Genomic DNA, 23,585 nt, shown 5'->3' with positions numbered 1-23,585 from the left:
AACATGAGAAAAATTTTACTTCAAATTTTTATTTTTAGTGTATTATTTATAGTAATTTTTACCATTAATCGTATTTTAATGCAAAATTCTTTTATCCCTACTGGTTTAATTGATGATAAAAATGAAATCTTTTTAATGTATCTTTTGGGTGTTTTTCATGATATAAGATTTTTAAGTGCAGCGTTTTTACCATTCTTGCTTTGTGGTTTTTTAAGTTTAATTTTTTCTAATATAAAAATAAATAATAAATTAGTAATATATAGTAAAAATTTTTATTTCATTTTTTCAAGCATTTACATAATTGTTCTTTCTTGTCTTTGTATAGGATTTTCTTATGCAAAATACTATTATTACGAAATTTACAAGACTAAATTTGATATTTTTATGTTTACTCTAAAAGATGATAATGCAAAAACTATTTTAAGTATTATTTATCATGATTATCCAATTTTAAAAATTTTAGCTTTAATGTTGATTTTTGGAGTCTTTGTATTTTTTTTAAATTTGAAAATATTAAATTTAAAGCTAAAACCTGTTAATTTAAGATTATTTCCCTTGATAGCTTTAAATTTAATATTAATTATTGTTTATGTTATAGCCTTAAGGGGCCCCTTTAAGCATGTGGCTATAAATGTACAAAATTATTCTTTTAGTGAGTATAGTGTTGTAAATGATACAATGTTAAATCCAATTATGGCATTTTCTTGGGCTTTAAAACAATATAAAGAAGAAGCGGCTTTGAAGGTTATCACACCTTTGAAAGCACAAGAACTTAAAGAAAAACTTTTTGATTATTGGCATCAAAGCCCTATAAATCTAAAAGCTGAAAAGAATCATCCTAGTGTATTTGTTAACTTAATGGAAAGTTTTGGGCTTAATTTGGCTGATTTTACAAATACAGAACATAATTTTTTGGGTTCGTTAGATAAACATTTTAAACAAGATTTTTTATTCAAACGCTTTTTGAGTTCTAGTAATGGAACTATACCAAGTTTTGCAAACTTATTTTTTGTAAGTCCATTTTCTAATATTTCTACAAGTAAATTTCAGAAAACTTATTTAGATTTAACACCTATTGCTGTTTATAAGAAAGCAGGATATAAGGTGATTTTTGTAAGTGCAGGTAATGGATCTTGGCAAAATATTAAAAATTATCTCAGTATTTTGGGAGTAGATGAGATTATAGATGAAAATATTTTAATGAAAGAGTATAATGGAGCAAAAGATAGCGAAAATGGTTATGGGGTAGCTGATGAGTTTTTATATAAAAAAGTTTATGACTTACTTCAAAAAAATCCACACAACACCCTTATAATCGCTCTTACTATTTCTAACCATCCACCTTATAAATTTCCGCAAAATGATTTGCCAAAATTAGAAAATATTCCACAAACTTTGCTTAATATGCTTCCTTATGAAAAAGATAAACAAGACAATATTATCAAAGCTTATACTTATGCAAACAATGAATTTGGAAAATTTCTAGATAAAATAAAACAGAGTTCTTTTAAAGATAGTGTCATTATAGCAGCAACTGGAGATCATAGAGTACGCGAAATGAGTATGGATTTAAATTCCCAAAAAGCTTTTGCTTATAGTGTGCCTTTTTATCTTTATATTCCTAAGGATTTACAAGATGATATTTATTATGATAAAGATCGTGTAGGATCTCATAAGGATATTTTTCCAACTCTTTATGCTTTAAGTTTAAATAATGTTAAGTATTTAAGCGTAGGCGGAAGAAATATGTTAGCAAGACCAAATGATGATAAATTTGAATTTGGGATCAACGATGCTGTATGGATTGATAAAAATGGAGTATATAGCGGTGGTAAAGGGTATTATTTTGAAAGTAATGATACTTTAAAAGATATGAATAAAGCTTTTAATCTTGATGTTTATACTAAAGACTTTGATAAATTTTATAGAGAGTTAAATTTATATCAATTAGCCGAGCGTTTAGGCATTTCAAAATAGGATTTATATTTTCTTTTTAGTAAAAAAGTGCTAAAATTAGCCTTTAAGGTATAAAGGTTTAAATGATGCAAAATATCCATTTTATCGGCATAGGCGGTATAGGAATTTCCGCTTTAGCAAGATTTTTAAAAGAAAAAGGTTTTAAAATTAGCGGAAGTGATCTTAAAGAGAGTAAAATCACTAAAGAACTAGAAAAAGAAGGGGTTAAGGTCAGCATCCCTCATCATAAAGACAATATTTTAAACAAAGATTTAGTTATTTATTCTGCTGCTATCAAAGAAGAAAATCCTGAATTTAAACACGCTAAAGAATTAGGCATTAAATGCCTTTCACGCAAGGAGGCCTTACCTCTTATCTTAGAAGATAAGCGCGTTTTTGCAGTTGCAGGAGCACATGGAAAAAGCACAACTTCAAGTATTTTGGCTTCTTTGCTTGATGATGCTTCTGTGATCATCGGAGCGATTTTAAAAGAATTTGGTTCAAATATGATTTATAAAGAAAGCCAAAACCTTGTTTTTGAAGCTGATGAGAGCGATAGTTCTTTTTTAAATTCAAATCCTTATTTGGCTATAGTTACCAATGCGGAAGCAGAGCATTTAGATCATTATGGTAATGAAGTTTCAAAACTCCATCATGCTTATGTGGAGTTTTTAGATACGGCTAAAATTCGCGTGATTAATGCTGAAGATGAGTTTTTGAAAAATTATAAAAATGAGTCAATCAAGCTTTATCCGAGCAAAGATATCAAAAACTGCACCATGTGTATAGAAAATTTCAAACCTTTTACAAGCTTTGAGTTGAAAGATTGGGGTGAATTTAAGGTTTTTGGCATGGGATATCATTTAGCCCTTGATGCGTCTTTGGCGATTTTGGCGGCTTTAAATTTCTTAGATATAGAAACGATAAGAACTAGGCTTAAAAATTATCAAGGTATTAAAAAGCGTTTTGATATTTTACATGCTGATGAAAATTTGGTTTTAATCGATGATTATGGTCATCATCCCACCGAAATAAAAGCGACTTTAAGCGCAGCACAAGAATACGCAAAATTAGGTAGATATAAAAAAATTACAGCCATTTTTGAACCTCACCGCTACACGCGTTTGGCTACAAATTTAAAGGAATTTGCAAAGGCTTTTGAAGGTGTTGATGAGCTTGTAATTTTACCTGTTTATGCTGCAGGAGAAGAGCCTATAGAACTTGATTTAAAAGCGGTTTTTCCTAAGGCTTTATTTGTAGAAGATATCAAAAGAGAGGGTAAATTTTTGGTGGCTTCTAAGGGGCAAGTTTTTGAAGAAGGGCTTATTATAGGTTTTGGTGCAGGAGATATCAGTAATAAATTAAGGCAAAAAAATGAGTAGGTTTTTTTTATATTTTTTAATTATCTTAATTTTAGCCTTAATCACTTTTGCTTTGCGTGAAAAATTAGGCAAAAAAACCAAACCTTTTTTTGGTATTTTGCTTGTGATCTTTATCATTTTAGCGGTATTTTTTGAATTTGAAAATACGCAAAAAAGTCGTTTAAGAACAGATATTATCGTAGCTTTTAATCAAAATAAAAATATTTTATGTAAAGATATTAATGTATCTAAGGCGTATTTTAACTATGAATTTGGTACAGGAAGTTTTATTTCAAAAGATAATAATCAAAGTTTTAATTCTTTAATCATAGATATTAAAGATTGCAGGTTAAATGATGAATGATGCAAAAGAAGAATTGATCTCAAAGCTTGATTTAAACGGCTATTTAGAAGAATTTAAAGGCCTTTTTGCAAGAGATAAGGAGATTTTTTTGCAAGGAGATTCTAATCTTCATTTTAAACGCATACATGAGCTTTGCGAGGTGGAATTTCCTGCTATGCCAGAGCTTAGCAATCTTGATAAAGCCTTAGTTCATTTAAGCAAGCAAGGAATTTTACATTTAGATGAAATTTTTGAATTTGTAAAAATTTTTCGTTATTTTGAAAAGTTAAAAAAAATAAAACTAGGAACAAATTTAGACTCTTGGCTACAAAAGATAGAATTTGTTAGCGGGGCTTTGGAGCTTTGTTTGAATTTCGATGAGAAAGGGGAATTAAAAGAAAGTTTAGATGAAAGACTTGTAAATCTTAATACCGCTCTAAGATTGAAAAACGAAAGCATAATAGCTGAGTTTAAGAAATTTTGCTATACAAAAGCTTTAATGCCTTATCTTATCGATACACAAATCCATCTTATAAACAATCTTGAAGCCTTGCTTGTAAGAGGCGGGTTTAATCACGCTATTAAAGCAAAAATCATAGGTAGAAGTAGTGGCGGTGGCTTTTATATCGTGCCTTTAAGTGTTGAAAATTTGCAAAATGATATAGAAAAAATCAAAAATCAAAAAGAAGAAATTTATTATGAATACGCTAAAAATTTCTCAGCTTTTTTAGCAAAAAACCTACCTTTTTTAAAATTTATCAATACAGCCTTTGATCTTTTTGATCATTATAGTGCTAGGGTTTTGCTTGCTAAAAAAAAGGATTTTGAAATTGTTTTGTGTGATCAAAGTACGGATTTAGTGCTTAAAAATTTCGCTCATCCTGCCTTAAAAAATCCAAAAAGCGTGAGTTTGGAATTTAAAAAACAAGTTTTAATCATCACAGGGGTAAATGCAGGCGGAAAATCCATGCTTTTAAAATCCATGCTAAGCGCAGCATTTTTAGCTAAACATCTTTTGCCTATGCATATCAAAGCAAGTGAAAGTAAAATTGGTACTTTTAAAGAATTTGATGCCATCATAGAAGATCCGCAAAATGTTAAAAACGACATTTCAACTTTTGCAGGAAGAATGTTGCATTTTTCTAGACTTTTTTCTAAGAAAAATTTGCTTTTAGGTATAGATGAAATAGAGCTTGGAACAGATTTTGAAGAAGCGGCTTGTTTGTATAGTGTGTTAATTTCAAAACTCATAGCTAATAATCTTAAAATCATCATCACCACGCACCACAAACGCCTTGCCATGCTTTTAGCAAAAAATGAGCAAGTTGAACTCATTGCTGCTTTATATGATGAAGAGCTTTCACGCCCAAAATATGAGTTTTTAAAAGGTACTATAGGAAAATCTTATGCCTTTGAAACCGCTTTGCGTTATCAGATTCCGCCGAATTTAGTTAGCGAGGCTAAAAAGCTTTATGGCGAGGATAAAGAAAATTTAGAAGAGCTTGTGGGTAAAAATATCAATCTTGAATTAGAACTAAAAGCTAAGCTTGAAAATGTTGAGAAAAAAGAGCAAAAAGTCGATGAAATTTTACTTTCTTTAAAAGATCAAAAAGAAAAAAATGAACAAGAATTTCGCACGAGTTTGAGAAATTTAGAATTTAAATTTCACAAAGCCATAGAAGAAGCTAAGAAAACCATACAGCTTAAAGACACAAAAGATAAGCAAAGAAGCCTTAATAAAGCCAATGAACTTAAAAAAGAAATCATCTTGCCAAGTATGGAGCAAAACGAAGAATTGCGTGTGGGGGATTTTGTAAAATATGAAAAAATTAAGGGTAAAATCATAAGCATTTCTAAAAACGATGCTATGGTTGAAAGCGATGGGATCAAACTTCGTGTGCCTTTAAAACTGCTTAAAAAAAGTGGTGCAATGCCAAAAAAAGTAGCAAAAACAAGTATAAGCGTAAGCAAACCAAGCAATCTAAGCGTAACTTTGGATTTGCATGGACTTAGGAGTGATGAGGCTATTTCAAGGCTTGATAAATTTATTTCAGATGCTTTAATAGCGGGATTTGATGAGGTTTTGATCTATCATGGTATAGGCACAGGAAAGCTTGCCTTTGCGGTAAGAGAGTTTTTAAAAACCCATAAAAGTGTTAAAGGCTTTAATGACGCACCGATCAATCAAGGTGGCTTTGGTGCTAAGGTGGTGAGATTATGAAAAACATTATGATATTAAGTGGAGCGGGTTTGTCTGCTCCAAGTGGACTTAAAACTTTTAGAGATAATGATGGACTTTGGGAAGAATACGATGTGATGGAGGTTTGCTCCGCAACAGGTTTTAGAAAAAACCCTAAAAAAGTGCTTGATTTTTACGATGCAAGAAGGGCGCAACTTCAAAATGTAAAGCCAAATCATGCTCATGAAAAAATCGCACAATTAAAAGAAAAATGGGGTAAAAATCTTTTTGTTATCACGCAAAATGTAGATGATTTGCTAGAGCGTGCAGGGTGTAAAGATGTAGTGCATTTGCATGGCTTTTTGCCCGAACTTCGCTGCTTAAAATGCGAAGAAATTTTTAATATAGGTTATGAAAAAATCACAGATAAACAATGCCCAAAATGCAAAAGTAAGGATTTAAGACACAATATAGTCATGTTTGAAGAGCAAGCTCCTGCTTATGCTATGCTTTATTCTTTGCTAAATCAAACTTCGCTTTTTATCAGCGTAGGCACAAGTGGGGCGGTTTTGCCTGTAGGGCGTTATGCTTCAATGTGCGAAAAAAGTATTTTAAATATCTACGAAAAAGATGCGAATTTAGAGCGGTATTTTGATAAAATCTATATAGAAGATATTATAAGCGCTATTGATAAAATCGCACTTGATATAGAAAATTTTATGAAAGATGGTAATGTTTGATTCTTTTTTAAGTGGAGTTTTTTTGGGCTTTGGAGTGAGTGTTCCTTTTGGACCTGTAAATATTTTGATTTTAACTTATGCACTAAAAGCTTTTAAAAATTCCATAGCTGTAGGACTTGGAGCATTTAGTATAGATATGCTTTATCTTTTTTTGCTTCAATTTGGGCTTTTAAATTTTTTAGACAATGTTATTTTTATGCGTTCTTTGGCGATTTTTGGTTTTTGTTTTTTAACTTATATGGCGTACTTGATGCTAAGAAAAAAGAAAGAAAGCTTAAATTTAGAGCATAAAGAATTTAAAGAAAGTCTTTTGAAAAGTTATATTAAAGGAGCTTTTTTAAATGGTTCAAATCCTTTTGTGATAGGATTTTGGCTTAGTGCTGCAAGCGTGGTTTTAAGTAGTGATCATGCTTATTTGATGACTTTAGGGCTTGTTGTGGCTATACTTTTTTGGGTAAGTGCTTTAGCCTTTGTGGTGGCAAGATATAGTCATGTTTTTAGTGCAAAAGTTGTTTTTATAATCAATATAATTTCAGCTATAATTATAGAGTATTTTGCTCTTAATTTATTATATAAAACTTTCTTAGGATAAAAAATGAATGCAAAAGAATTTTTAATCGAATTTTTAAAATTTAAATCTGTTACGCCAAATGATGATGGAGCTTTAAATTTCATCGCTATGGAACTGAGTGATTTTGAAGCTTTTTTTATAGAAAAAGAAGGCATTAAAAACCTTTTACTCACTAAAAAATTTAAAGATGAGGGTGAGCATTTAGCTTTTGGTGGGCATGTAGATGTGGTGCCTGCAGGCGAGGGTTGGAGTAGTGATGCTTTTGTGCCTATGGAAAAGGAAGGCTTTATCTATGCAAGGGGTGCTCAAGATATGAAAAGCGGAGTAGCAGCCTTTGTAGATGCGGTAAAGAATGCGGATTTTAAAGGAGCTAGACTTAGCCTTATTTTAACAAGTGATGAAGAAGGCGAAGCTATATATGGAACTAAGGCTGTTTTAGAATGGATGCAAGAAAGAGATATGCTACCTGATTATGCTGTGGTTGCCGAGCCAACCTGTGTTAAAAAAATCGGCGATAGCATTAAAATAGGGCGTCGTGGTTCTATTAATGGAAAGCTTTTAATTCGCGGAAAACAAGGGCATGTTGCTTATCCTGAAAAATGTATCAATCCTGTGCATGATTTTGCACCGGTTTTAAAGCTTTTAGCGGGTTTTGATCTTGATCCTGGAAGTGCTGAATTTAGTCCTTCAAAAATCGTTATTACTGATATTCGTGGAGGTATGGGGGTATGTAATGTTACACCAAATGATTTAAAACTTATGTTTAATGTACGCAATTCCCCTGATACAAGCTTAGAAGATGTAAAAAGCTATGTAGAAAAAATTTGTCATGGTTTAAACTATGAGTTAGAGCTAAAACAATCAAGCGAAGCTTTTTTGACAAATATCGACAATAAAATCGTTCAAAAAATGAATGAAAGCGTTCAAAAAATCACTCATGAAGTGCCAGAGCTTAATACTAAAGGCGGTACAAGTGATGCAAGGTATTTTGCAAAATACGGTGTAAGGGTAGTGGAATTTGGGGTTTGTAATGATAGAATTCACGCTATTGATGAAAGAGTAAGTATAGAAGAATTTGAAAAACTTTGCCTTGTTTTTAAAGACTTGATAGAAAATTTTTAAAGGTTTAAAATGATTATCAATGGACAAAAGCTTGAGTTAAAAGAGCTTAAATTTATGGATTTTATCCAAGAAAAAGGTTTTAAAATCGAACTTATCGCTTTAGAATTAAATGGAGAAATCGTACCAAAAAGTGAGTTTGAAAATTTGATTTTAAAAGAAAATGATAAAGCCGAAATCGTAAGTTTTGTAGGGGGTGGATGATGAGAGTGAAATTTAATGGCAAAGAACTTGATACAGACTTTAAAACAAGTTTGGAATTTTTTGAAAATATCAGCAAAAATGAAAACGATGTATGGATTATCAATGGTTTTGCAACAAAAGAGAATATCGCTTTAAACGAAGATGATGAGCTTTTTTGTATAGAAAGAAATACTTTACCTCCAAAAGATGCGTTAGATGCTATGATGAGAGCAAGACACACTCCAAAGCTTCACGACAAGCTTAAAAATGGGCGCGTGGCGGTATGTGGTTTAGGTGGGCTTGGATCGCATATAGCGATAAATTTGGCAAGAAGTGGAGTGGGGTATTTAAAGCTGATTGATTTTGATGTGATTGAGCCCAGTAATTTGAATCGTCAAGCTTATCGTGTAAGTGATTTGGGTAAATTTAAAACCGAAGCTTTAAAAGAGCAAATTGGCGAGATTAACCCTTATATCAGCGTTGAAATTTGCACTTTAAAAATCAATGAGGATAATTTAAAGTCTTTGTTTAAAGATATAGATATAGTTTGTGAAGCCTTTGATGGTGCTATTGCAAAAGCGATGATGGCACAAAATTTTCATAGATTTTACAAAGATAGTATTTTAATCTGTGCTTCAGGGCTTGCGGGCTATGGTGATAGCAACAGCATACAAACAAGAAAAATTGCTAAAAATTTCTATGTGTGTGGGGATTTGGTAAATGGTGCTAAGCTAGGAAATGGACTTATGGCGCCAAGGGTAAATATTTGCGCAGGACATCAAAGTAACCTTGTTTTAGAGCTTTTAGTAAATAAGGAGTAAAAATGCAAGAAAATTTAAAAAACGATAAATTAAAAATAGGCAAATACGAGTTTGATTCAAGATTTATTTTAGGTTCTGGAAAATATTCACTAGAACTTATAAAATCAGCTATAGAAGAAGCTAAAGCGCAGATTATCACTCTAGCCTTACGCCGTGCAAATACAGGGGAAATTGCTAATATACTTGATTATATCCCTAAAAATATCACACTTTTACCCAACACTTCAGGCGCAAGAAACGCCGATGAAGCTTTACGCATTGCAAGGCTTTCAAGAGAGCTTGGTTGTGGAGAACTTATCAAGATAGAAGTGATAAGCGATAGTAGGTATTTGTTGCCTGATAATTATGAAACGATTAAAGCTTGCGAGCTTTTAGCCAAAGAGGGTTTTGCGCCCCTACCTTACATGCATGCTGATCTTTACGCAGCTAGAGCTATGCGTGATGCAGGAGCTGCGGCTATCATGCCTTTGGCAGCACCTATTGGGAGCAATAAAGGCTTATGCGCTAAGGAATTTATACAAATTTTGCTTAATGAAATTGATTTGCCTATCATTATAGATGCGGGTATTGGAAGTCCTGCACAAGCTTGTGAAGCTATGCAAATGGGAGTAAGTGCGGTGATGGTAAATACAGCTATAGCTGAAGCTAAAGATATAGCCTTGATGGCTAGAGCTTTTTCTTTGGCGGTAAATGCAGGAAGAGCGGCTTTTTTGGCGGGTTTGGCAAGTGTGAGCGAGGCTAAAGCAAGTTCTCCATTAACAGGCTTTTTAAGGGGTTAATCATGCAAGATTATATGCAGCATTTACCTCACATGCAGGAAATAAAAAGCGAAATTTTAAACAAGGTTTTAAGTCAAGTTCAAAACTATGATGAGAGTCAATTTAGCGCTAAAGATGTTAAAAATGCTTTAAATCAAACACATTTAAGCATAGAGCATTTAAAAGCTTTGCTTTCAAGTGCAGCAGAAGATTTCATAGAAGAATTAGCTTTTAAATCCGCTAAAGTCAAGCAAAAATATTTTGGAAATTCTATCTCTCTTTTTACCCCACTTTATTTGTCAAATTATTGTAATTCTAAATGTGTTTATTGTGGTTTTCAAAAAGGTAATAAAATCGCAAGAGCTAAACTAAATGAAGTTGAAATTCACGAAGAAATGCAAGCCATTGCTAAAAGTGGTTTAGAAGAAATTTTAATGCTAACAGGCGAGGGTAGGGAGTTTGCAAGTGTAGAATATATAGCAAATGCTTGCAAGATTGCTAGAGAGTATTTTAAGGTTGTAGGTGTTGAAATTTATCCTATGAATGAAGACGAATATAAAATTTTACATGAAAAGGGTTGTGATTATGTGACTGTTTTTCAAGAAACTTACAATCCTTTAAAATATTCTAAAATTCATTTAGCGGGTGAAAAACGCATTTTCCCTTATCGCTTTAACGCTCAAGAAAGAGCTTTAAAAGCGGGTATGCGTGGAGTGGCTTTTGGGGCGCTTTTAGGCATAGATGATTTTAGAAAAGACGCCCTTGCTACGGCACTTCATGCACATTTTTTACAACAAGCTTATCCTCATGCTGAAATTTCTATTTCGGTGCCTCGTTTAAGACCTATTATCAATAATGCTAAAATTCATCCTAAAGATGTGAGTGAAAAACGCCTTTTACAAGTGCTTTGTGCTTATAGGCTCTTTTTGCCTTTTGCGGGCATTACTATTTCAAGCCGTGAAAGAATAGGTTTTAGAGATGAGGTTATTAAGCTTGGGGCTACTAAAATGAGCGCAGGAGTTAGTGTGGGTATAGGTGAACATAAGGGCGAGAAAAAGGGCGATGGGCAGTTTGAAATTTCAGATGATAGGAGCGTGGATGAAATTTTAACTATGCTTAAAAGATCAAATTTACAAGCTGTGATGAGTGATAGTATCTATGTGGGATAAAAAAATCATTGCTATAAGCGATAGAAAATGTGTAGAAATAGACTTCTTAAAGCAGATTGAAAAACTTGCTAAGGCTAAGGTAGATGCTATAGTTTTAAGAGAAAAAGATTTAAGCGAATTTGAGTATTATGACTTAGCAAAAGAAGTTTTAAGCATTTGTGCAAAGCAAAAAGTGACTTGTTTTTTGCATTTTTTTGATAGGGAGTGTTTAAAATTAGGACATCGTTATTTTCACGCACCGCTTTCTTTGCTAAGAAAAGAGCCTAAATTAGTAAAATATTTTCATGTACTTGGTACTTCAGTCCATAGCAAAGAAGAGCTTTTAGAGGCGATGAGCTATAAGGTAAATTATGCTTTTGCAGGGCATATTTTTGAAAGTTCTTGCAAGGTGGGTTTAGAGCCTAAAGGGCTTGATTTTTTAAAATCCTTGCTTGAATTTAGTCAAATACCACTTTATGCTATAGGCGGTATCAATGCTCAAAATATAGAAAATTTTAAAGATATAAATATAGCAGGCGTTTGTATGCGTGAAATTTTAATGAAAGAAAAAGATTTAAAAACATATATCCAAGTTTGCAAAGAAAGATTATCTCATGAGTAGTATTCAAAAAAAGATTTTTTGGCTTAATTTTTTCATCGTTGTGATTGTAGCTTTTAATCTACGTGCTCCTATTACGGCTATAGGACCTATGATAGATGTGATCAAAGATGCGTATGGGTTAAATTCTACTTTTGCAGGAGTGCTTACAAGTTTGCCTTTGATAGCCTTTGGAAGTATTTCTTTTATAGTGGGATATTTTTCACCCATTAGAGCGATTATCGTGGGGATTTTTTTAATCTTTATTGGCGAAATTTTGCGTTCTTATACAGGGATATATGGCTTATTTTTGGGTATGTTAGGCATAGGTTGTGGTATAGCAATCGCTAATGTTTTATTGCCTAGTTTTATTAAAGAGAAATTTCCTAAAAAAATAGCAAGTATGATGGGGGTTTATAGTCTTATTTTAAGCATTTCTTCTATAGTAGGTGTTGCTTTGACTATACCTTTGCTTAGCGTGTTTGATTTAGCAGGTGCTATGTTTTTTTGGGCGATTTTTTCTTTTATAGCTTTGGTGGTTTATTATCCTCAAGCTAAAAATGGTAGATTTTTTCGTGCCAAGAAAAAAAGTTCTAAAAAAATCAATCTTTTTACAAATGCAACCACTTGGAAGATCACTCTTTTTATGGGATTTCAAAGTTTTTTAGCTTATTCTTTGTTTTTTTGGTATATTCAAATCGTTGTAGAAAAAGGTTTTGATAAAGAATTCGCTACAAATATGGTTCTTTTTGCTCAGCTTGTTGCAGCCCCAGTGTCCCTTTTTGGCCCATTGCTTTTAGGAAAATTAAGGCAAAAATTACATACTCCTTATATAGCAAGTTTATGTAGTATGTATGTAATCGCTTTTGCCATGCTTTTTGTTTTTGATAGTAAAACTTCTATTATTATTAGTGCTTTTATCATGGGCTTTCCATGGGGTGGGGTTTTTGGTATTGCATTGCTTTTTATCGCACAAAAAAGTTCAAATACCCAAGTAGCAGCAAAGCTTTCTGCTTTAGCTCAAGGTTTTGGGTATTTAATCGCAGCACAAGGGCAGTGGATTATAGGCTTTTTACATGATAAATTTGAGAATTTTTCACTTGCTATTTTGATGTTGATTTTTGTAGGGATTTTGGTAAATATCTTTGGATATTTATCGTATAAAAGCCAAGTTATCAGATAGTGCTTTTTCTAGTAAAATATCCCCACCATTTTTTTGTGCTATATTTTGCAATCTTGTGGAAATATCTTCTAAGTTAAGTTTTAACATTGCTTTGAAAAAATCATCAAGATTGATCGAATCTTGCGTGAAAATTTGACATAAAGCTTGATCTTGTAAAAATTTAGCATTAAAGTATTGATGATTTTTAGCTGCATGAGGATAAGGTATGAAAATAGCAGGCAAGGTGTTAGCACAAAGTTCAAAAAGGGTGCTTGCACCTGCTCTTGATATAGCTAGATCTGCATTTTTCATTTTTTCTTCCAAATTTGAACTAAAGTCAAAAACATCAGCTTGGATATTTAAGCTTTGGTAGTGTTTTTTGCATTTTTCAAAATCATTTTTTCCACATTGATGGATGATTTTGATATTTTGTTCTTGAAGCTTTGGGGCGAGATTTAAAGCTAGTTCGTTTATAAAACTAGCTCCTTGTGATCCTCCTAGGAAAATAATATTTTTTAATTCTGTGCGAGTCCTAGCATTATCAAAAAATTTATTTGCCACAGGATAAGGACTAAATTCTTTTTCAAAGGCGCTAAAAAATTTTGTAGCGAAAGGTTTTAAAAGCATGTTTAAAGAGCCACTTTTTGAATTTTGCTCGTGTATAAAAAGAGGCAAATGTGAGAATAAAGCCGCAAAAGATGCAGGAGCTGCACTATATCCACCTACACTAAAAACGGCTTGGATGTGGTATTTTTTAAAAATTTCTCTACAATCTTTGGAGAGTTTTAAGGTGTGGAGTAAAGAACTAATTTTGCCAAATTTGTTTTGATTAACCACTCCTTTAGAGCTTAAAAAAAATTTTTCCTTAAAACGTACTTCATTTTCAAACCAAGCTTTATCTTGACCATTTTGACTACCTATGTATACACATTCTATATTTTTTTTAATCGCACTTTCTAATAAGCAACGCACTATGGCCAAATGTCCTCCAGTTCCGCCACCTGTTAAAGCTATTGTCATAATTTAACCTTTTTTGAAATCATTAATACATATCCTATACCTATACAAATTGCCCACATTGAACTTCCTCCATAACTTAAAAGTGGAACAGCCACACCTTTTAGTGGAGTAAGAGAAATAATACCAAAAGCATTCATAAAAAAGGAAAAAAGTAAAAGTAAGGCTATGCCTGAACAGAAAATAAAATCTTGTTTAGCTTCGCATCTTCCTGCAATTCTAAAAATTCTTAAAATCATCCAAAGATAAATATAACAAATAACTCCAAGACCCAAAAGTCCTATTTCTTCAGTAATTCCTGAAAGAATAAAGTCAGTATGTACTTCACTTAAAAAGCCTAATTTAAAAGTTCCAAGTCCTAAGCCTTCGCCAAACATTCCTCCATGGGCTATAGCATTTAAAGAGTGCGAAATCTGATAAGGTTCGCTGTTGCTACTTACTCTTAAAGCATTTGCCAACCAATCAGGAAGCATAGGTAAAAAAGCATCTTGTATATTCCCCCACCAAGAAGCAATTCTTTGAATTCTTCTTTGATTACTAGAAATTACCATTATACCTATCATCATAATGATTAAAGTTCCAAAAGCAAAAAGTCTTTTACTAGCTCCTGCAAAAAAAGCTAAAGCTAGAATTAAAAAGAAAGAAATTATACTTTGTCCTAAATCGTTTTGAGTGATATAAATATATCCTATAACTATAGAAGCTAAGATACAATAAGGCAGAAGAATTAGAGCCTCGTGTCTGATAGCTTTTTTGCTATCATCAATACGCCTTGTATAGCTCCATGCTAAAAAATAAATCAATCCTATTTTAAAAAATTCCACAGGAGAGATAGAGAGTGGGCCTAAGCGTATCCAGCGTTTAGCTCCTCCGCTAGCTGTTGCTAGTGCAGAAGGTAAAAATGGTAAAATGATGATAAAGATAAAAGAAACAATCAAAATAGCTAAAATAATTTTTTTAGAAAGTGCTTTATCAGGATCCAAACGAGAAATAAAAAACATTATAAGTATGCCACTAATTCCAAAAAAAAGCTGACGAATAAAAAAATGAAACTCGCTATAGTCAAGAAAAAGAACAGTAAAAGCTGTAAGAGAGTATGAAAATACTATTCCTATGGTGATTAAAATACAACTTAAATAAAATAATCTTTTATCAGCAACCATTATAATTATAACTTTTCTTTATTGGAATTAAAATTTTAAAAAGTTTTATTATAACTAAAATAAATTAAATTTTTTGCTAAGTTTTTGTAAGGAAAATTTGCTAAAATTAACAATAAAAATATAACAAAAAAGGCAAATTATGAATCAAATCCATAAAATTCTCATAGCAAATAGAGCTGAAATAGCTGTTAGAGTAATCCGTGCTTGTAGAGATTTACATATTAAAAGTGTTGCAGTTTTTACAGAGCCTGATCGTGAATGTTTGCATGTAAAAATCGCAGATGAGGCATATCGCATAGGAACGGATGCTATAAGAGGATATTTAGATGTTGCTCGTATTGTCGAGATTGCTAAGGCTTGTGGTGCTGATGCGATCCATCCTGGTTATGGATTTTTAAGTGAGAATTACGAATTTGCTAAGGCTTGTGAAGATGCTGGAATTATTTTTATAGGTCCAAAATCTGAAGTAATTCATAAGATGGGAAATAAGAATATCGCTCGTAAGTTAATGGCTAAAAATGGTATACCTATTGTTCCAGGGACTGAAAAATTAAATTCCTATAGCATGGAAGAAATTAAAATTTTTGCTGAGAAGATTGGTTATCCTGTTATTTTAAAAGCTTCAGGTGGTGGAGGTGGACGCGGAATTCGCGTTGTTCATAAAGAACAAGATCTTGAAAATGCTTTTGAATCTTGCAAAAGAGAAGCTTTAACATACTTTAATAATGATGAAGTATTTATGGAAAAATATGTAGTTAATCCTAGGCATATAGAATTTCAAATTTTAGGAGATAACTACGGAAATATTATCCATCTTTGTGAAAGGGATTGCTCTATCCAAAGAAGACATCAAAAGGTAATTGAGATAGCACCTTGCCCTGGAATTTCAGATAATCTTAGAAAAACCATGGGTGTTACAGCTGTGGCAGCTGCTAAGGCTGTAGGTTATACAAATGCTGGAACTATAGAGTTTTTGCTTGATGATTATAATCGCTTTTATTTTATGGAAATGAATACAAGAATTCAAGTTGAACATCCAATTACTGAAGAAATTACAGGTATTGACCTTATTGTAAGACAAATTCGTATTGCAGCAGGAGAAATTTTGGACTTAGAACAAAGCGATATTAAACCTAGGGGTTTTGCTATTGAAGCTAGAATTACTGCTGAAAATGTATGGAAAAATTTTATTCCAAGTCCTGGAAAAATAGGAGAATACTACCCAGCTCTTGGACCATCTGTTAGGGTTGATAGTCATATTTATAAAGACTATACTGTGCCGCCTTATTATGATTCCATGCTTGCAAAGCTTATTATTAAAGCAACCAGTTATGATTTAGCGGTTAATAAACTTGAGCGTGCTTTGAAGGAATTTGTGATTGATGATATTAGAACAACGATACCATTTTTAATTGCCATTACAAAAACAAGAGAATTTAGAAGAGGGTATTTAGACACCTCTTTCATAGAAACACATATGCAAGAATTATTAGAAAAAACAGAAGATCGTCATCAAGAAAACAAAGAAGAAGTTATAGCTGCAATAGCTGCTACGCTTAAAAAAATACGAGAAAGTAGAGAATAATAGATGGATTTTTTAGACAGTCTTAAAAGTATTAAAAAAGAAATGCAAGCTAACGCCAATACTCCAAAATTAGCGAAGAAATCAAGCAAGAGTGGTGCAAGTGTAAAAAATTTAGAAAAACTAGCTAAAGATATTCGCGAAAAAAATCAAGAAGCAAACATAGATAAGGAAATGCAAGAAATTTTCTTAAAGCAAGAAAAACTACAGGATGAATTTTCCGGATTTATCAAAAATGCAGATATTAAGAAAATTTAATGCTTGAGATTGGTTTTTGTACTCTTGAAGATCAGTGTCCTTACTTAAAAGATAAACGCTCAAGAATAGAGTATAAATACATTGAAAATTGCCCTAAAGAAATCAATAATGGGCTAATAAAACGAGGTTGGCGTCGTTTTGGTAGGTATTTTTCACGCCCTATTTGTAAAGATTGTGATGAATGTTTAAGTCTTAGAATTTTAGTTAATGAATATAATTTTTCAAAAAGTGAAAGAAGGGTTATAAATAAAAATATTAACACCAAAGTTATGCTTAGAACACCCAATTTAAGCAATGAACATTTGTTTTTATATGATAAATACCATCGTTTTATGGAAGAAAAAAAGAACTGGAAGCGTTATGATTTAAGCTTTAAGCAGTATTATAATCTTTATGTCGATGGTTTTATGAATTTTGGATATGAGCTTGCATTTTATATAGAAGATAAGCTCGTTTGTGTTGATTTGATTGATATTTTAGAGGATGGAATTTCAAGCATTTATTGTTTTTATGATCCTGATTTTTCGTATTTTTCTTTGGGTAAATTTTCTTTGCTCAATGAAATACAAATAGCTAAAAAAATGAACTTAGATTATATTTATCTTGGGTATTTTGTAAAAAAGTGTCAATCTTTATCTTATAAAGCCGATTATACACCCAATGAAATTTTAAAAGGCACTAAAGAGCTTTTTGAAAATGAGGTTTTATGGGAGAAATAGATGCAAATCGTGCAAACTTTAGAAACTATCAATGTTAATACAGATGATATTAGCGTATTTCAGTATTTTAAAGACTTGATTACCAAAAATTTCACAAAGGTCATAGGACGAAAAAATAAAATTTTTTCTTTTTTTGAAGAAAATGAAATTCCACAGCGTCGTTATTTCTTAAAAGTTTTAGATCAAAAATATCGCAAAAGTACAAATGAAGGTATAGAGAATTTACAAGATGCTCATTTTAAAACTTTTAGATTAAATTTTGAGCAAAATAATATGCTTAAGCCTATGTTGTTTATCAAGATTGATTTTGCTGCGGGTAGAATTTTGATGAAGTTAAGCTCTAATGAAAAATTATTTGTTACCTATATAAGAAATTATTTTCAAGATCATAATATAGAATATAATGAAATGACAAATATTCTAATTTTAGAATATAAAAACGAGAATACTCTTGAACTTTTTGAAGCTTTTGCAGATGAGAGCGAGCATTTAAAATATTGCGTGAATTTTGAAGTTGACCGAGAAGAGTATAAAAAATTTCGCCAAAATATTCACAATAAAGAAAATATGAAATGGAAATTTAATGCTTTAGCTAAGCTTTTTAGTAATTATTTTAATACTTTAGAATGTACTCCGCAAAATGATCTTAGTGAAATCAGACAAAAATATTTGATTTTGGTAAAACTTTATCATCCTGATTTTCATCAAGGAAAAAGTGCAATAGAAAAAGCTTACGCAAGAGAACAGTTTGAAAAAATACAAATCGCCTATGATAACTTAAAAGCACTTTATAAGAATAATACTTAAAAAAATTAAATTAATCATTTTGGTTAATTTAATTTTTCTCTCTCATAAATTTTTCTTAATTTGTTATCTAGTTTAAAACAAAATTTAAAAAGTGCAGGTACTACGAGTAAGGTAAGCAAAGTCGAACTTATAAGCCCAAAGATAATGGCTATTGCCATAGGAGAATTAGCTTCATAGCCCGCACCCCTTGAAAGAGCGAGTGGGAGCATAGCAAAAATCATAGCAAAAGTTGTCATCAATATAGCCCTTAAGCGTGATTTTCCAGCGATTAAAAGAGCTTTATCGGGATCTAAACCTTCATGACATTTTTTATTAGCTACATCCACAAGCAAAATAGCATTTTTCCCCACCATACCAAAAAGTAAGATGATGGCAATAAGTACAAAAAGCGAAAAATTATGCCCCGTGATAAAAAGCCCTATAGAAGCTCCGCCAAAGGCTAAAGGCATGGTTATCATGATGATTAAAGGCAGAATAAAACTTTCATAAAGTGCGGCTAAAACAAGATAAATTAAAACAAAAGCAAGTACTACTGCCATAGCAAAACCTTGCACGGTTTCACCTAAAAGATTGATAAAGCCTGAAAAAGCATAGCTAAGACTTGCATTATTATTTAAAATTTTATCCATATTATCTAGTAAAAGTTTTTGCACCGCTCCTAAGGAAAGATCATTTACTCCAGCTGTGATTTTCACAGAGCGGTTTTTATTGTAACGATTGATAGTTTTTAAATCCTTACTGTATATAAAATCCACCACGCTTGAAAGTTCTAAATTTACACCTTGGTTGTTTTTAATACTAATGCGTTTTAAAGCTTCTATGTCTTTTTTAAATTCTGGAGCAAAACTTAGGATAATATCATCTTTTGAATTGCCTCTATCCATACTTCCTACGCTAAGTTGCGAAAAAGAATACCCTAAAACCCCAGCGATATATTCAGGATTGACATCTAAAAGTTTAGCTTTTTCTTTGTTGATGTGTAAGGCTACTTCATCTTTTGTAGCATTAGCATTGTCGCTTATATCTACAATGCGTGCATTAGTGCCTAAAATTTCTTTTGCTCGAGAAGCAGCTTCTTTTAGAGTGTTTAAATCATCTCCTAAGATTAAAAACTGCACGGGATCATCAATGCCTGCACCCTCTATCTTTGGAAGTTCTAAAATTTTGATTTTTAAACTTTCATCTTGAAATTTTTGACGATATAAACTTACTATAGCACTTTGTCTTAAATTTCTTTCGTCTAAATTTTTAAGTTTAACATAAATTTTAGCCTTTGTAGCATCTTTGGCATCATCATAGCCTACAAGTAAAAAAGCGTATTTGACATTGCTATCATTTTTGATTTTTTCAAGCAAATTTAAACTTTTTTCTTTCATGGCTTCTAAACTTAAATCCTTTTTGCTTTCAAGTAAAACTTGAATTTCGCTATCATCTTCCATAGGTAAAAAATCAAGTCCTATACGGGTAGCTAAAGCAAAAGAAAGCCCTACAAAAACAAGAGTGGCTAGGATAAATTTTGCTTTATTTTGTAAAATTTTATAGAGTAAATTTTCATACTTTTGCTCTATTTTTTCAAAAAAAACTTCTGTTTTTTCATAAAACTTACTTTCTTTTGGATTTAAAAATCTTGCTCCAATACTAGGTATTAAAAATACAGAAACCAAAAAGCTTATCACTATCCCACTTGCAACGCTTATGCCTAAGGCATTGAAAAAAAGCCCTGGTATAGAGTTCATATAAGAAATAGGGATAAAAACACAAAGTAAAACTATACTGATGCTTAAAACGCTAAAACCTATTTCGTTGATACCTAAAAAAGCAGCTTGTAAAGGCGGATAAGTTTTTAGTTTTTTAGCAATATTTTCAATCACTACTATAGCATCATCGATAAAAATTCCTATGCTTAAGGTTAAAGCTATGAAAGTTAAGCGGTTTAAATCATAGCCTAAAAGATCGATAATAAAAAAAGTTGAAATGATAGAAGTAGGTATAGCTATGCAAGCAATGAGAGTTGCACTTAAATTTCTTAAAAATAAAAATACAATTACAAGGGTTAGAAAAATCCCCAAAACCATATCAAAAATCACTTGAGAAAGATGCTTGTGGATATTTAAGCTTTTATCGTAAAGCACATTAATGCTTATATCTTTTGGAATTTGTTTTTCTAAAATAGGCAAGGCATTTTTGACATTTTTAATCATTTCAAGGGTGTTATAATTTGTGATTTTTCCGAGTTCTAAAAGCACCCCTTCTTTACCTTCGTATAAAGCACTTTGTTTTTCATCTTCATAAAGGCTTGAAATATTAGCAATATCGCTTAAAAATACTCCTGTTTTTATGCGAAGATTGCTAAGTTCTTCTAAATTTGTGGCTTCAAAATAGCCTTTGATGATATAGTTATCTCGATTGTTATTAAGTTCGCCTAGGGCTTGTTTAAAATTTTGACTTTTGATGATATTTGCTACATCAAGGGCGTTAAGATTGTATTTTCTAAGTTCATTTGGTTTTAATTCTATGCGAATTTGGGGTTCTAAAAAACCCTTAGCTTCGATTTTACCTACTCCTTTAACTCTTTGCAAAAAAGGTTTTATTTTATCATTGATTTCGCGCATGAGTTGTAATTTATCTTTAGAATATAAAAAAAGCGAAATAGCAGAACCAGAATCTGAGCTGATTTTTTCAATTTCAGGCTTAGAAGGTAGGCTTAAAGTTCCTATTTTATCACGCACATCATTAGCAGCTACTTCAAGATTTTTACCTAGTTTAAACTCGACTACACTCACACTAAAATTATCATACGCAGCTGAGGTTATGGTCTTTACTCCATCAATCTCACTTAGAGCATTTTCTATTTCTTTAGTGATTTTTGATTCTACGAAATTTAAATCCCCATTTACCTTGCTTGTAATCTTTATAAGAGGTATGGAAACATTAGGAAATAAATTTACACTCATGCTAAAAGCAGAGATTAGCCCAAAAATCATAAGAGCTAAGAAAAACATTAGCACAGTAATTGGTCGGTTTATAGCTAGTTTAAACATTTTTAATCTTTAGTGATGATTCTACCTTCGCCAAAAAGCCCTGGTGTTAAATTTGTAGTTTGCACTTCAGCATAAATTTTTCTTGTTTTTACTTCTATACTTGGATAGATAAGGCTGATTTTTCCTTTCAATTCTGCACCATTTTGATCGATTTTGTAAAAGAAATCATCGCCTAATTTAACTTTATCTTTGTATTTTTCATCAAAACTTAAAATCAGTTTGCTTTGTGGATAGGAAAAAATTTCTATTAAAGGTTGAGCTACTCCTCCTACTCCTTCACCCACTTGTATAAATTTATTTGCGATAATAGCATCATAAGGTGCGCGCAATTCTTTTTTTGTCATGATATTTTTATAATAAGCTATATTGATTTTTGCTTTGTTTAAATTTAAATTAGCTGCATCAAACTTAGCTTTCATATCTTCATAGCTTTGTTTGTCTATAACATTTTCTACAGCTTTGATTTTTTGCATTTTGCTTTTGGTATTTTCGTATTCTACAAGAGCAAGTTGATAAGAATTTTGGGCATTTTGAAGAGCTATTTTTTCACTTTCTTGATCAAGAGCAAGTAAAAGTTCTCCTTTGCTGACTTTTTGTCCAATTTCTACAGGAATTTTTTGAACTAAACCTATGCTTTCAAGGGCAAGTTTACTTTGTTTTGATGCTTCTACATTGAAACTTGCATAAATTTCTTCGCCAAAGGCGCAATTAAAAGCAAGAAGTAAAAATAGAATTTTTTTCATTCTTTAACCTTTGAATTAAGATCTATACCTGCATTAAAATAATAATTTGCTTTAGTAATTTCAAATTCATTTTTAGCAAGCTCTAAATCGCTTTGTGCTTTAAATTTAGCCTCTAAAGCTTGAAGATATTCCACATAAGAAACAAGTCCTGCTTGGTATTTTTTATCTACACTTTCAAAAGCTAAATTTGCAGCATTTAAGCTAAGATTAAGAGCTAAAATTTGTTCTTGTAAAACTTTTAAACTTTTGTCTAAATAATTTAATTCTTCTTTATTTTTTCTCTCACTAAACCTTGCGTTTGCATTGGCTATTTGAACGTTTAAACGCTCTTTTTCAACTTCTTTAGCCCTTGCATTGAAATCAAAAATTTTCCATTCCATACCTAAAATAAACTGATTACCTTGAGAATATTTTTCTAAGAATTGATCCGCTAAATTTGCAAAAGGAGCCGGAACTTTTGGATTATAATTGTTTTTATAAAAGTTAAAATTATCTTGAATATAAAATTTTGGAAAATATTCAGCTTTTGCTAAATTTACACTTTCTTTAGCAAGATTGATTTGTTCTTTAGCTATCATTACTTCATAGTTTTGACTTTTTTCTTGTTGCGGATTTTCTAAAAAAGCATTCCCTTGCACTTTAAAATCTGTATCGCTTAAAATTTTAATCTCTTTTTGTATATTGGCAAGTTTTAATTCATTTTGACTGAGCTCTAATAAGCTTAAATGATATTTGGCTTTAATGCTTTCAAGTTCATGTTTAGGGCTAAGTCCTGCATCGTAAAATTTTTGCAATCTTTCAAAAGTTGATTTTAAAAAAGCTACTTTTTGTTGATTGGCTAGTAAAATTTTTTCAAGACTTAGGGTGTTAAAATAAAGTGTGATTGCATTTAAGGCAAGGTAATTTTTGCTTTGTTCTTTGTCTAAAAGGCTTAATTTTTCTTTGCTTTCTAAAGCCCTTAAATTGGCCTCTCTAGAACCCCCATCAAAAAGCAAAAAATTAAGAGAAACTTTAGCAAATAAACTTTCTTGTGGATCGATAATGAAGCGATCTTTATTGTTGGCTACATAAGCTGAGTTTAGACCAAGAGAGGGTAGGTAATTTCTAAAAGCTTGTTCTTTGTCCAAATTTGCTTGTTCGCTTTGCATTTGTTTAATGAGATAGGATTCGTTATTTTGACTTAGTGCTATAAATTCGTGCAAATTAGAAGCTAACATTGCTAAGGGATAAAGAGCTAAAAACATAGCTGATTTTAAATATTTTTCAAACATTTGATATTTTAGTATGCTTTATATAAATTTCAATTGAAGTTTTTT

The 23,585-nt window shown here is 31.5% G+C and carries 22 protein-coding genes; 17 read left to right on the top strand and 5 right to left on the bottom strand.

The window, feature by feature from the left end:
- Nucleotides 1-3 precede the first annotated feature (3 nt).
- The 13 genes from AJ939_RS02340 (at nt 4) to AJ939_RS02280 (ending at nt 12,960) form a co-directional block, all read left to right on the top strand.
- A complete protein-coding gene (locus tag AJ939_RS02340; RefSeq protein WP_070276541.1) occupies nt 4-1,977 on the top strand; it encodes an LTA synthase family protein in 1,974 nt (657 codons plus the stop codon).
- A gap of 62 nt (nt 1,978-2,039) precedes the next feature.
- Nucleotides 2,040-3,338 carry a UDP-N-acetylmuramate--L-alanine ligase gene (gene murC, locus AJ939_RS02335; protein ID WP_074470035.1) on the top strand — a complete coding sequence of 433 codons (1,299 nt, stop codon included), beginning with the start codon at nt 2,040-2,042 and terminating at the stop codon, nt 3,336-3,338.
- Entirely contained in the window at nt 3,331-3,681 is a 351-nt protein-coding gene (locus tag AJ939_RS02330; RefSeq protein WP_002861781.1) for a hypothetical protein, read from the top strand. The genes murC and AJ939_RS02330 overlap by 8 nt, the downstream gene beginning before the upstream one ends.
- Nucleotides 3,671-5,881 carry an endonuclease MutS2 gene (locus tag AJ939_RS02325; protein WP_074470036.1) on the top strand — a complete coding sequence of 737 codons (2,211 nt, stop codon included), beginning with the start codon at nt 3,671-3,673 and terminating at the stop codon, nt 5,879-5,881. Before AJ939_RS02330 ends, AJ939_RS02325 begins: the two co-directional genes overlap by 11 nt.
- Nucleotides 5,878-6,579 (top strand): SIR2 family NAD-dependent protein deacylase, encoded by a 702-nt coding sequence (locus tag AJ939_RS02320; RefSeq protein WP_070210240.1) that lies wholly within the window; start codon nt 5,878-5,880, stop codon nt 6,577-6,579. The genes AJ939_RS02325 and AJ939_RS02320 overlap by 4 nt, the downstream gene beginning before the upstream one ends.
- The gene (locus AJ939_RS02315; protein WP_002861777.1) at nt 6,572-7,171 is read left to right on the top strand and encodes a LysE family translocator; all 600 of its coding nucleotides are present in this window, start codon (nt 6,572-6,574) and stop codon (nt 7,169-7,171) included. The genes AJ939_RS02320 and AJ939_RS02315 overlap by 8 nt, the downstream gene beginning before the upstream one ends.
- A 3-nt stretch (nt 7,172-7,174) precedes the next feature.
- Complete coding sequence (gene dapE, locus AJ939_RS02310) at nt 7,175-8,272, top strand: succinyl-diaminopimelate desuccinylase (RefSeq protein WP_070276542.1); 1,098 nt, start codon at nt 7,175-7,177, stop codon at nt 8,270-8,272.
- 9 nt (nt 8,273-8,281) lie between these two features.
- Nucleotides 8,282-8,473: a sulfur carrier protein ThiS gene (thiS, locus tag AJ939_RS02305; RefSeq protein WP_044779179.1), complete on the top strand. Its 192-nt coding sequence runs from the start codon at nt 8,282-8,284 to the stop codon at nt 8,471-8,473.
- Complete coding sequence (thiF, locus tag AJ939_RS02300) at nt 8,470-9,273, top strand: thiamine biosynthesis protein ThiF (protein ID WP_079860517.1); 804 nt, start codon at nt 8,470-8,472, stop codon at nt 9,271-9,273. Before thiS ends, thiF begins: the two co-directional genes overlap by 4 nt.
- A 2-nt stretch (nt 9,274-9,275) precedes the next feature.
- Nucleotides 9,276-10,052: a thiazole synthase gene (locus AJ939_RS02295; protein ID WP_070276544.1), complete on the top strand. Its 777-nt coding sequence runs from the start codon at nt 9,276-9,278 to the stop codon at nt 10,050-10,052.
- A 2-nt stretch (nt 10,053-10,054) separates the two neighbouring features.
- Nucleotides 10,055-11,200 (top strand): 2-iminoacetate synthase ThiH, encoded by a 1,146-nt coding sequence (gene thiH, locus AJ939_RS02290; RefSeq protein ID WP_070233079.1) that lies wholly within the window; start codon nt 10,055-10,057, stop codon nt 11,198-11,200.
- Complete coding sequence (locus AJ939_RS02285) at nt 11,190-11,801, top strand: thiamine phosphate synthase (protein WP_070233080.1); 612 nt, start codon at nt 11,190-11,192, stop codon at nt 11,799-11,801. The genes thiH and AJ939_RS02285 overlap by 11 nt, the downstream gene beginning before the upstream one ends.
- Complete coding sequence (locus AJ939_RS02280; protein WP_070276546.1) at nt 11,794-12,960, top strand: MFS transporter; 1,167 nt, start codon at nt 11,794-11,796, stop codon at nt 12,958-12,960. Before AJ939_RS02285 ends, AJ939_RS02280 begins: the two co-directional genes overlap by 8 nt.
- Here AJ939_RS02280 and murG read toward each other — a convergent pair.
- A complete protein-coding gene (gene murG, locus AJ939_RS02275; protein ID WP_002870575.1) occupies nt 12,931-13,959 on the bottom strand; it encodes an undecaprenyldiphospho-muramoylpentapeptide beta-N-acetylglucosaminyltransferase in 1,029 nt (342 codons plus the stop codon). The genes AJ939_RS02280 and murG overlap by 30 nt on opposite strands.
- The gene (gene ftsW, locus AJ939_RS02270; RefSeq protein WP_002870576.1) at nt 13,956-15,119 is read right to left on the bottom strand and encodes a putative lipid II flippase FtsW; all 1,164 of its coding nucleotides are present in this window, start codon (nt 15,117-15,119) and stop codon (nt 13,956-13,958) included. Before ftsW ends, murG begins: the two co-directional genes overlap by 4 nt.
- 139 nt (nt 15,120-15,258) lie before the next feature.
- Here ftsW and AJ939_RS02265 point away from each other — a divergent pair, with 139 nt between their 5' ends.
- From AJ939_RS02265 to AJ939_RS02250, 4 genes are read left to right on the top strand one after another with little or no spacing between them, the layout of a single operon-like run.
- Entirely contained in the window at nt 15,259-16,704 is a 1,446-nt protein-coding gene (locus AJ939_RS02265; protein ID WP_002856595.1) for an acetyl-CoA carboxylase subunit A, read from the top strand.
- A gap of 3 nt (nt 16,705-16,707) precedes the next feature.
- Complete coding sequence (locus AJ939_RS02260) at nt 16,708-16,959, top strand: hypothetical protein (RefSeq protein ID WP_070247870.1); 252 nt, start codon at nt 16,708-16,710, stop codon at nt 16,957-16,959.
- Entirely contained in the window at nt 16,959-17,678 is a 720-nt protein-coding gene (locus AJ939_RS02255; protein WP_002870578.1) for an arginyltransferase, read from the top strand. The genes AJ939_RS02260 and AJ939_RS02255 overlap by 1 nt, the downstream gene beginning before the upstream one ends.
- Nucleotides 17,679-18,485, top strand: a complete 807-nt coding sequence (locus AJ939_RS02250) for an adenylosuccinate lyase (protein WP_002861764.1) — start codon at nt 17,679-17,681, stop codon at nt 18,483-18,485.
- Between the two features lie 23 nt (nt 18,486-18,508).
- On the opposite strand, the gene cmeF is transcribed toward AJ939_RS02250, so the two are convergent.
- From cmeF to cmeD, 3 genes are read right to left on the bottom strand one after another with little or no spacing between them, the layout of a single operon-like run.
- A complete protein-coding gene (cmeF, locus tag AJ939_RS02245) occupies nt 18,509-21,526 on the bottom strand; it encodes a multidrug efflux RND transporter permease subunit CmeF (protein ID WP_070233086.1) in 3,018 nt (1,005 codons plus the stop codon).
- Nucleotides 21,527-21,528: 2 nt separating this feature from the next.
- Nucleotides 21,529-22,269, bottom strand: coding sequence for a multidrug efflux RND transporter periplasmic adaptor subunit CmeE (gene cmeE / locus AJ939_RS02240; RefSeq protein ID WP_002880742.1), 741 nt, complete (start codon nt 22,267-22,269; stop codon nt 21,529-21,531).
- Entirely contained in the window at nt 22,266-23,540 is a 1,275-nt protein-coding gene (gene cmeD, locus AJ939_RS02235; protein WP_070233088.1) for a multidrug efflux RND transporter outer membrane subunit CmeD, read from the bottom strand. The genes cmeE and cmeD overlap by 4 nt, the downstream gene beginning before the upstream one ends.
- Between the last annotated feature and the right edge of the window lie 45 nt (nt 23,541-23,585).

Source organism: Campylobacter sp. BCW_6889, from assembly GCF_001762535.1.
GTDB classification, from domain to species: Bacteria; Campylobacterota; Campylobacteria; order Campylobacterales; family Campylobacteraceae; genus Campylobacter_D; species Campylobacter_D jejuni.
The sequence above is the reverse complement of the archived record's forward strand: the minus strand, read 5'-3'. Positions and strand labels throughout refer to the sequence as shown.

Excerpts from the sequence above, each read along its gene's own strand:
- AJ939_RS02260 (WP_070247870.1), top strand. The coding sequence starts at position 16,708 with ATGGATTTTTTAGACAGTCTTAAAAGTATTAAAAAAGAAATGCAAGCT.
- AJ939_RS02295 (WP_070276544.1), top strand. The coding sequence starts at position 9,276 with ATGCAAGAAAATTTAAAAAACGATAAATTAAAAATAGGCAAATACGAG.
- cmeD (WP_070233088.1), bottom strand. The coding sequence starts at position 23,540 with ATGTTTGAAAAATATTTAAAATCAGCTATGTTTTTAGCTCTTTATCCC.
- thiF (WP_079860517.1), top strand. The coding sequence starts at position 8,470 with ATGATGAGAGTGAAATTTAATGGCAAAGAACTTGATACAGACTTTAAA.
- murG (WP_002870575.1), bottom strand. The coding sequence starts at position 13,959 with ATGACAATAGCTTTAACAGGTGGCGGAACTGGAGGACATTTGGCCATA.
- AJ939_RS02325 (WP_074470036.1), top strand. The coding sequence starts at position 3,671 with ATGATGAATGATGCAAAAGAAGAATTGATCTCAAAGCTTGATTTAAAC.
- AJ939_RS02340 (WP_070276541.1), top strand. The coding sequence starts at position 4 with ATGAGAAAAATTTTACTTCAAATTTTTATTTTTAGTGTATTATTTATA.
- cmeE (WP_002880742.1), bottom strand. The coding sequence starts at position 22,269 with ATGAAAAAAATTCTATTTTTACTTCTTGCTTTTAATTGCGCCTTTGGC.
- AJ939_RS02265 (WP_002856595.1), top strand. The coding sequence starts at position 15,259 with ATGAATCAAATCCATAAAATTCTCATAGCAAATAGAGCTGAAATAGCT.
- murC (WP_074470035.1), top strand. The coding sequence starts at position 2,040 with ATGATGCAAAATATCCATTTTATCGGCATAGGCGGTATAGGAATTTCC.
- thiH (WP_070233079.1), top strand. The coding sequence starts at position 10,055 with ATGCAAGATTATATGCAGCATTTACCTCACATGCAGGAAATAAAAAGC.
- dapE (WP_070276542.1), top strand. The coding sequence starts at position 7,175 with ATGAATGCAAAAGAATTTTTAATCGAATTTTTAAAATTTAAATCTGTT.
- cmeF (WP_070233086.1), bottom strand. The coding sequence starts at position 21,526 with ATGTTTAAACTAGCTATAAACCGACCAATTACTGTGCTAATGTTTTTC.
- thiS (WP_044779179.1), top strand. The coding sequence starts at position 8,282 with ATGATTATCAATGGACAAAAGCTTGAGTTAAAAGAGCTTAAATTTATG.
- AJ939_RS02315 (WP_002861777.1), top strand. The coding sequence starts at position 6,572 with ATGTTTGATTCTTTTTTAAGTGGAGTTTTTTTGGGCTTTGGAGTGAGT.
- AJ939_RS02320 (WP_070210240.1), top strand. The coding sequence starts at position 5,878 with ATGAAAAACATTATGATATTAAGTGGAGCGGGTTTGTCTGCTCCAAGT.
- AJ939_RS02280 (WP_070276546.1), top strand. The coding sequence starts at position 11,794 with ATGAGTAGTATTCAAAAAAAGATTTTTTGGCTTAATTTTTTCATCGTT.
- ftsW (WP_002870576.1), bottom strand. The coding sequence starts at position 15,119 with ATGGTTGCTGATAAAAGATTATTTTATTTAAGTTGTATTTTAATCACC.
- AJ939_RS02250 (WP_002861764.1), top strand. The coding sequence starts at position 17,679 with ATGCAAATCGTGCAAACTTTAGAAACTATCAATGTTAATACAGATGAT.
- AJ939_RS02330 (WP_002861781.1), top strand. The coding sequence starts at position 3,331 with ATGAGTAGGTTTTTTTTATATTTTTTAATTATCTTAATTTTAGCCTTA.
- AJ939_RS02285 (WP_070233080.1), top strand. The coding sequence starts at position 11,190 with ATGTGGGATAAAAAAATCATTGCTATAAGCGATAGAAAATGTGTAGAA.
- AJ939_RS02255 (WP_002870578.1), top strand. The coding sequence starts at position 16,959 with ATGCTTGAGATTGGTTTTTGTACTCTTGAAGATCAGTGTCCTTACTTA.